This window comes from Microcystis sp. M31BS1 (assembly GCF_020245285.1).
Classification (GTDB): Bacteria; Cyanobacteriota; Cyanobacteriia; order Cyanobacteriales; family Microcystaceae; genus Microcystis; species Microcystis panniformis.
Window position 1 is genome coordinate 1 of sequence record NZ_JADBVE010000402.1, and the last position, 8,666, is coordinate 8,666.

The following is an 8,666-nucleotide window of genomic DNA, read 5'->3' on the forward strand; positions in this document are numbered from 1 at the left end:
AACTTTTCTGACTTTTCTTCAGCCATTTATGAATGTTTGAATGATGCCCATTTGAAACATAAAAAAGAACTGGATTCCTTGCTGACTCTACGATTTCAGAAGTTTAATAAATCTCAGATTATGAACGTCTAAAGTATAACGTAAAGCCAACCTAGAACGGCGGGGTTTCAGACCCAAAATTTCCGATGACAAAAAACTGATGACCGAATGGTTCTAGCTTAATATTCTTTACATAACTTGACAAGGAAAGGGCGAGGTAAAGGGGGAAAATAGATCGAGCTTGTCTTCATCTGCCTAACGATCATGTCTATTGTCACCCTTAACCCCCTTCAATCCCATCAAGATTTAGTCATCGATCCAGCCAAAATCACGGGATTACGGGGAAAAATCACTATCCCCGGCGATAAATCCATATCCCATCGTTCCCTGATGTTAGGAGCGATCGCCGAAGGAGAAACCGTTATTCATGGGTTATTATTGGGCGAAGATCCCCGCAGTACCGCTAGTTGTTTTCGTGCCATGGGTGTGGAAATTTCCCAACTCAACAGCGAGAAAGTGATCGTCAAAGGTAGGGGTTTAGGCAATCTTGAGGAACCCTTAGAAATCCTTGATGCGGGCAATTCCGGCACGACGATCCGCTTAATGTTAGGATTATTGGCTGGTCATCAGGATCGTTTTTTTGTCGTTACTGGTGATGCTTCCCTGCGATCGCGTCCCATGTCCCGGGTGGTGAAACCCCTCAAAGAAATGGGGGCGCAAATTTGGGGCAGAAAAGCCCATTCTTTGGCTCCTTTAGCCGTTTCTGGGGAATATCTGCAACCGATCCACTACTATTCTCCCGTTGCTTCTGCACAGGTGAAATCCTGTCTTCTTCTCGCAGGACTGTTAACGGAGGGGAAAACCACGATCACGGAACCCGCTTTATCTCGCGATCACAGTGAACGGATGCTGCGCGCTTTTGGGGCAAATATTGAGGTGGATGGGGAGACTAATAGCGTCACGGTGACGGGTTATCCCACTTTAACCGGACAAACGGTGATCGTACCGGGGGATATCAGTTCGGCAGCTTTTTGGTTGGTAGCGGGGGCAATCGTGCCTAATTCCGAGTTATTAATCGAAAATGTGGGAATAAACCCGACTAGAACTGGAGTTTTACAGGTTTTACAGGCAATGGGAGCAGATATCACCCTCGAAAATCAACGGGTGGTGACGGGGGAACCAGTGGCGGATCTGCGGGTGAAATCCAGTCCACTACAGGCAACCACGATCGCCGGTGAGATTATACCCCGTCTGATCGATGAAATTCCGATTTTGGCAGTAGCGGCGGTTTTTGCCCAAGGAACGACAATTATCAAGGATGCTGAGGAATTACGGGTGAAGGAAAGCGATCGCCTGACGGTGATGGCCACCCAACTCGATCGCCTAGGAGCAAAAGTAAGGGAATTACCCGATGGTTTAGAGATTACCGGCGGTACGGGCCTATTCGGCACGGAAGTGGACAGTTTTACCGATCATCGCATTGCCATGAGTCTAGCGATCGCTGCCCTCAATTCCCGTCAACCCACCACTATCCATCGCGCTGAAGCAGCTGGCATTTCCTACCCCGATTTCTTTACTACCTTAAAGCAAATTTGTCAAGAGTAGAAATATTAAGTTTTTCTGCGAACGGGCGAGGGGTAACTGGTATAATTGCGGGATAAATCACAGAGTAGTAGGCCACCTGTGTGATAATCGAGTTCATCGATCGAGGTAGCGAAAAATAGAAGCGTCCCTAACTCGCATTTCCCTGAAAAATATCTCCCTATCTACCCCACTCCCGTCTTCTATTCCCCACCGATAATGGAAATCATCGCCCAATTAGAGAAAGTTTCCTATATTTATCCCGAATCCTCCAATCTAGTGCTTAAAAATATCTCTTTAGCAATTCATCGAGGCGAATTTTTAGGTATTATCGGGCCCACAGGTGCGGGAAAAACTACTCTCTGTTTAACTCTTAACGGTATTGTCCCCCAATTCTACGGAGGGCGTTTTTTTGGTTATGCAACAGTAGCCGGTTTAGACACTTTAACCCATCCCGTTAGCACCTTGGCCCGCTATGTGGGGGCAGTATTTGAAGATCCCGAAACGCAACTTTTAGCTACTTCGATAGAAAATGAAATCGCTTTTACCTTAGAAAATTTACGGCTACCGCGAGAGGAAATTAAAGCGCGCATTCCCAAAGTTTTAGCGGCAGTCCGGTTAGAGGGAATGGAAAAAAAATCGCCGGGGGAACTATCGGGAGGACAAAAACAACGATTAGCGATCGCCGCTGCCCTTGCAGTTCAGCCCGCTTTGTTAATTCTCGATGAACCCACCTCCCAACTTGATCCGGTGGGAGCCCAAGAAGTTTTCGCCACCATTAAGGAATTAAATCGCCATCTCGGTGTCACCATTGTGATGGTCTCCCACGCGGCCGAGGAAATGGCCGAATATGCCGATCGCCTGGTACTATTAAGGGAGGGTGCGATCGAAGCCATGGGAACCCCGGCAGAGATCTACTCCCAAGTACAGCGTTTACAGGAAAATGCCCTGCGTCCCCCGCAAGTGGCCACTACTTTTGCTTTGATCGAGCAGAAAATCGGGGCGGTCGAGTCGATTCCTGTCACCCTAGACCGCGGTTTTGCCCGTTTAAACGAGATTAAATCCTTTTATCATCAAATCACCACAACCCTTCCCTTATCGTCGGTTTCTGACCCCTTAAACCCCATACTGAGGGTAAAAAATCTCTGCCATACCTACCCCGATGGTACTACCGCCCTGCGGGATGTGTCCCTCGATATTGCCGAAGGGGAATATCTGCTGATTATCGGTCAAAATGGCGCCGGAAAAAGCACTTTAGTCAAGCATTTTCTCAATCTTCTCTCGGCAACCACCGGTCAAGTTATGATTGACGGACGTTCGACCAGTAGCTTTTCTGTCAGTGATTTAGCTCGTTCGATCGGTTATGTAGCCCAAAATCCCGATAATCAGATTTTTAACACCACTGTCGAGAAAGAAGTATCATTTGCCCTGACTAATCTCGGTTATTCTCCAGAAATCGTCAACCAACGCACAGAAGCAAGTCTAGAAGCCATGGGATTGCTAGAATATCGCTCCTATCATCCTCTCTCCTTACCGAAAGGCGATCGAGCGCGGGTAGTGATTGCGGCAATTTTAGCCATGGAACCGCGTATAGTTGTTTTTGATGAACCCACCACTGGCCAAGATTACCAAGGGGCTAAGGCAATTTTAGAGGTGAGTCGTCAATTACACCAAATGGGCAAAACGGTGATTGTGATCACCCATCACCTCTATTTGATGCCAGAATACGCCGAAAGAGTAATTATTATGGGTCAAGGAACTATCCTTTTAGATGCCCCAATCCAGCAAGCTTATCATCAAACCGATCTCTTGGCCAAAACCTATCTAACTCCACCCCAAGCAGTTTTATTAGCACAAAAATTAGGACAACTTTCCGGTTATCCTAATTCCCTTTTAACTCCCCAAGAAATTGCCGATTGTTTTCAGAGGATTTAGCCTTGAGGCTATTTATTTAACTGTTTCTAAAATCAACTTCGATCGCTTAACATTATCAGGTACAGGAATCGGATAATCGCCATTAAAACAAGCAGTACAGAAGGTTTTCGGATCTTCCTTCGTTGCTGTTAACATTCCATCGTGACTGAGATAAGCTAAACTATCCACCCCGATTTGTGCCTGAATTTCCGCCACCGATTTAGTTGCCGCAATTAATTGCTCTTGGTTATCCGTATCAATGCCATAAAAACAAGGATGAGTCACCGGAGGTGAAGATATTCTCATGTGAACTTCTCTTGCTCCGGCATCCCGTAAAGCTTTAACTAATTTCCGGCTAGTGGTTCCCCGCACGATCGAATCATCAACAATAATAACTCTTTTTCCCTGTAAAACATCCTTTAAAGGATTCAATTTCATCTTAATTCCCGACTCTCTCATGTGTTGGGTTGGTTGAATAAAAGTCCGTCCCACATAACGATTTTTAATCAATCCTTCCGCGTAGGGAATATCAGAAATGCGCGAAAATCCGATCGCCGCTGGAATACCTGAATCGGGAACTCCCATCACCATATCTGCTTCTACCGGCGACTCTTTAGCTAATTGTTCCCCCAAACGTACCCGATAAGTATATAAAGATTCCTCGTGAACAATACTATCGGGACGGGCAAAATAAATCATCTCAAAAACGCATAATTTTTTCTCCGGTTTTATGGCCCAATCCACCGAAGATAAGCCATCTTCACTAATCCAAACTAATTCCCCCGGCTGCACATCCCGCAGATAATCGGCCCCGATAATATCTAATCCGCAGGTTTCCGAAGCCAAAACATAACGGGGGGGATTGCCTTCTTCTTGCAAAACCCCAATTACTAACGGTCTGACACCATTGGGGTCCCGCGCCCCGATAATTCCCGTCGGTGTGCCGATAACAAGGCTGTAAGCCCCGCTACAATAGCTAAAGGCATCGATCGCCGCTTCTATCCAATCCTTGCCACTATCCACTTCCTGGCCGATAGCGACGGCGATCATTTCCGAGTCGGTGGTGGTGACGAGATCACAACCGCGCTTTTCTAATACATTTCTTAACTCAAAAGTATTGACTAAATTGCCGTTATGTGCTAGGGAAAGTTTACCCAAACGGGTTTCGATCACAGCAGGTTGGGCATTGGCCCGACGGCTAGAACCGGTGGTAGAGTAACGAGTATGACCGACGGCGTGAGTACCCGGCAAGGTTTTAAGGACAGTTTCGTTAAAAACTTGGGAAACTAAGCCCATTTCTTTGTAACAATGCACCGTTTCCCCGTCGTAGGTGGCAATACCTGCCGATTCCTGTCCTCGGTGTTGCAGGGCATAGAGTCCGAAATAGGTCAGTTTTGCTACTTCTTCCTCGGGGGCATAGAGTCCAAAAACTCCACAGGCTTCTTCAGGCTTATCGACGCGGTTCAAGAATAGGGATGAGTCGGGATGGCTAGACATGAGAGGACTGGGGTTTGGGGCTACTTTTGATACGAAATCTTAACTTATCTTAATCTCTTTTTAACACTTTCCTCTATGGTGATTTGAGAACAGTTATCAGGTGTTGGATTTTGGGGTTTTGGGGTTTTAGGGTGTTAGGGTTTTGGGGTTTTGGGGTGTTAGGGTTTTGGGGTGTTAGGGTTTTGGGGTGTTAGGGTTTTGGGGTGTTAGGGTTTTAGCTGAATTTCCCCATTTCCCCATTTCCCCATTTCCCCATTTCCCCATTTCCCCATTTCCCCATTTCCCCATTTCCCCATTTCCCCATTTCCCCATTTCCTCACTCCCGACGACCGACTCCTGTTTCCTTCCCTAAAGTCTTCTTTCGATCGCTTTTGACCAAACTTGCTGTATAGTTTCTAGACTAACATCGATCGCCGGTTGTTTATTCCGGTCAAGAATTAAAAGATTATCGCTTTTTTCGCTAACTTTGCCGGTTATTTGCCAATAGTCTCCCAATTGTGTCTTTAGATATTCTTCCCAATCTTGCCGATTTTCGGGGGAAACGGAGACAATAATGCAACTAGCTAATTCCCCGAATAACACCGCGTCAAAACGGCCTTGATGCTGCCAAGAAAGGTCAATTTCTGCCCCTAATTGGCCACTAATACAGCATTCTGCCAGAGCAGTGGCTAAACCTCCCTCCGCGCAATCGTGGGCAGATTTCAGCCAACCGGCGCGAATTCCCCGACGACAGGCCGCTTGTACCTTTCTTTCTAACTCAAAATCAATTACCGGCGGTTTTCCCGTCACCAAACCGTGAATAACGGCTAAATATTCGGAAGCGCCGATAGTTGGCAAGGAAAAACCCAAAATATAGATTAAATCCCCCGCTTTTTGCCAACCTTGGCCGCAAATTTGCCCGATATCCGGCACTAATCCCACCATCCCAATCACGGGAGTCGGATAAATAGACTGGGGGCTGCCAGCTGCATCAACGGTTTCGTTGTACAAAGAGACATTACCCCCAGTCACCGGTGTATTCATTTCCCGACAAGCTTCAGCAATACCCTGACAAGCAGTGGCTAATTGCCAATAACCGATTGAATTCTCTGGACTTCCGAAATTGAGATTATCCGTGACAGCAATGGGGTCGGCACCAACACAACTAAGGTTTCTGGCCGCTTCCGCCACGGCCAACTTAGCTCCGTTATAGGGATCAAGATAAACGTATCGCGGATTACAATCTGTAGTCGCCGCTACACCTCGCCGAGAATTTGCGGGATTAGCACCCAGAGGACGCACGCGAATCACGGCCGCATCGGCTCCCCCGGGGAGAATAACGGTGTTATTCTGGACTTGATGATCATATTGACGATAAACCCAGCGTTTTGAGGCAATCGAGGGACTATCCAGCAGTTTTAATAAAATCTCGTTATAGGATTCGGGAATAGGAATCGTGCTATCTTGCCATAATTGAGCTTTTTGGGCGTATTCTGGCGGTTCTGTTAGTAATTCCCGATGATAAATCGGAGTATTATCCGCTAGGGCCGTGGCAGGAATTTCGGCGGCAATTTCCCCTTTAAATAATATACGGACGATCGGTTCTGCAATTACCTGGCCAGCGACCACAGCCTGAAGTCCCCAACGATGGAAAATCTCGATTAATTCGCCTTCTCGTCCCGATGCTGCCACAAATAACATTCTTTCTTGGGATTCCGACAGCAGATATTCGTAGGGAACCATCCCGGTTTCCCGGACGGGGATTTTATCCAAATCTAATTCAATTCCCACCCCTCCCTTGGCCGCCATCTCGGAGGTAGAACAGGTGATCCCCGCGGCCCCCATATCCTGGGCCGCCACCACCGCGCCGGTCTTAAATGCCTCTAAACAAGCTTCTATCAGGGATTTTTCCAGAAAAGGGTCGCCCACTTGCACTGCGGGCCGGTCATCCATAGATTTATCGGTTAATTCAGCGCTGGCAAAACTTGCCCCTCCCATACCGTCCCGGCCGGTGGTAGAACCAACGTATAAAACCGGGTTTCCTAGGCCTTTTGCCCCAGATTTAACGATTTCCTCGGTTTCCATTAGCCCTAAAGCCATGGCATTAACAAGGGGATTGCCATTGTAGGCATTATCAAAGTATATCTCACCGCCCACCGTGGGAACACCGACACTATTGCCATAATGACTTATTCCTTCCACGACTCCGGCAAAAATGCGCCGATTGCGGGCATCTTGCAAGTTACCAAAACGAAGGGAGTTGAGGATAGCAATGGGCCGGGCCCCCATGGTAAAAATATCCCGCAGGATGCCTCCGACTCCGGTAGCGGCACCTTGGAAGGGTTCCACCGCAGAAGGATGATTATGGGACTCGATTTTAAAGGCTAATCGCAATCCATCGCCTAAATCCACTACTCCGGCATTTTCTCCTGGTCCGACGAGAACTTTTTCGCCGGTGGTGGGGAATTGTTTGAGCAGCGGCCGGGAGTTTTTATAACAGCAGTGTTCCGACCACATCACGCCAAACATCCCTAATTCGGCTTTGTTGGGGTGTCTTCCCAGTCTTTTGACTATTTCTTCGTATTCTTCGGGTTTGATGCCTTCTGAGGCAATTTCTGCGGCAGTGAAGGGGGTAGTCATGGGACAATGCGATCGAGGGACAAGATTTATTGTATAACGTCTGATGAGATCGAGTTACAATGCCTAGTCAAGGACAAAAAAGTTAAAAGGGTTTGCGCTAGTAAAGTTAAGCTAAAGACATAGTTTTATGATCAGTTGGAACGAAACTATGGCAGTAGAAACAGCTTTATCAATGAAAGCCTTATACGATCAGGATTTTGTTCTCTGGGCTTCAAAAACCGCCGAACTTTTAAAGCTAAAAAAGTTTGATGACGTGGACTGGGAAAATCTGATCGAGGAAGTGGAGTGCCTGGGGAAAAGTGACAGACGGGCTGTAGAAAGTTTATTAACCCGACTTATCGAACACCTGTTTAAGTTAGCTTATCACAAATCGGAACGGGAGCGAGAACGCAACGTCTGTCACTGGGTAGGAGAAATCGCCGGTTTCCGAACTCAACTAGGAGAGTGGCTAGAAACTACTACTCTCACCAACCACGCGCGGGATTATTTTCAAAAAGCCTACTCGAACGCTCGGAAAACTTTAATACAAGCGAAAGCAGTCACTGGCGACGCGATTCCTCTAGAGCCTCCTTTCTCCCTCGAACAGGTATTAGATGGGGAGTGGTTCCCGACTGATATCGATCATTACTTCGACGTATAAGGACAAAAAAAGTTAAAGATGAATATTAAAGTTATTGTTTGGCAAGAGGATGATTTATGGTGTGCCACCGTTCCAGCTTTCCCCGATTGTCATACTTGGGGAGAAAGTATAGGAGAAAATCTATCCAACGCCCATCATACCCTATTTAATCTTGGTTCCGATGGTGTTGGGTAACAGTCGTCAACCCAATTGCTCAAAAACAGGAGATTCCGGAAGAACACAATAAAAAACTGCCGCTAAACTAGAGGCCTCTTTTTGAGTTTAATTGCGTGAAAACTGACAGTATTTTCTATCAACTCTTACAAAGATTTCCCGCTTGTTTCTTTGATTTGTTGAACCTTCCCCCCGAAATCGCCAATTCTTATCAATTCTCCTC

The 8,666-nt window shown here is 46.9% G+C and carries 6 protein-coding genes and 2 pseudogenes; 6 read left to right on the plus strand and 2 right to left on the minus strand.

The genetic code is table 11. The features are described 5' to 3' along the window. The 3 genes and pseudogenes from IM509_RS22510 to IM509_RS22520 form a co-directional block, all read left to right on the plus strand. A pseudogene (locus tag IM509_RS22510) lies at positions 1-132 on the plus strand (IS630 family transposase); the annotation flags it as partial. Positions 133-303: 171 nt separating this feature from the next. Next, positions 304-1,644, plus strand: a complete 1,341-nt coding sequence (gene aroA / locus IM509_RS22515; protein WP_072927352.1) for a 3-phosphoshikimate 1-carboxyvinyltransferase — start codon at positions 304-306, stop codon at positions 1,642-1,644. A gap of 195 nt (positions 1,645-1,839) precedes the next feature. After that, positions 1,840-3,555 (plus strand): ABC transporter ATP-binding protein, encoded by a 1,716-nt coding sequence (locus IM509_RS22520; protein ID WP_052277487.1) that lies wholly within the window; start codon positions 1,840-1,842, stop codon positions 3,553-3,555. Positions 3,556-3,567: 12 nt separating this feature from the next. Here the strand turns inward: IM509_RS22520 and purF are convergent, their stop codons facing one another. Together purF and purL are read right to left on the minus strand one after the other, a co-directional pair. Next, positions 3,568-5,031, minus strand: a complete 1,464-nt coding sequence (gene purF, locus IM509_RS22525) for an amidophosphoribosyltransferase (protein ID WP_072927349.1) — start codon at positions 5,029-5,031, stop codon at positions 3,568-3,570. A 348-nt stretch (positions 5,032-5,379) separates the two neighbouring features. Further along, positions 5,380-7,650, minus strand: a complete 2,271-nt coding sequence (gene purL, locus IM509_RS22530; protein ID WP_052277486.1) for a phosphoribosylformylglycinamidine synthase subunit PurL — start codon at positions 7,648-7,650, stop codon at positions 5,380-5,382. A 148-nt stretch (positions 7,651-7,798) separates the two neighbouring features. On the opposite strand from purL, the gene IM509_RS22535 reads away from it, so the two are divergent. The 3 genes and pseudogenes from IM509_RS22535 to IM509_RS22545 all read left to right on the plus strand — a co-directional run. Next, a complete protein-coding gene (locus tag IM509_RS22535) occupies positions 7,799-8,290 on the plus strand; it encodes a DUF29 domain-containing protein (RefSeq protein ID WP_185237631.1) in 492 nt (163 codons plus the stop codon). A gap of 18 nt (positions 8,291-8,308) precedes the next feature. Next, a pseudogene (locus IM509_RS22540) lies at positions 8,309-8,398 on the plus strand (type II toxin-antitoxin system HicB family antitoxin); the annotation flags it as partial. A gap of 161 nt (positions 8,399-8,559) precedes the next feature. After that, positions 8,560-8,666: DUF2887 domain-containing protein (locus tag IM509_RS22545; RefSeq protein WP_272079378.1), on the plus strand; the 107-nt coding region annotated here is incomplete at its 3' end.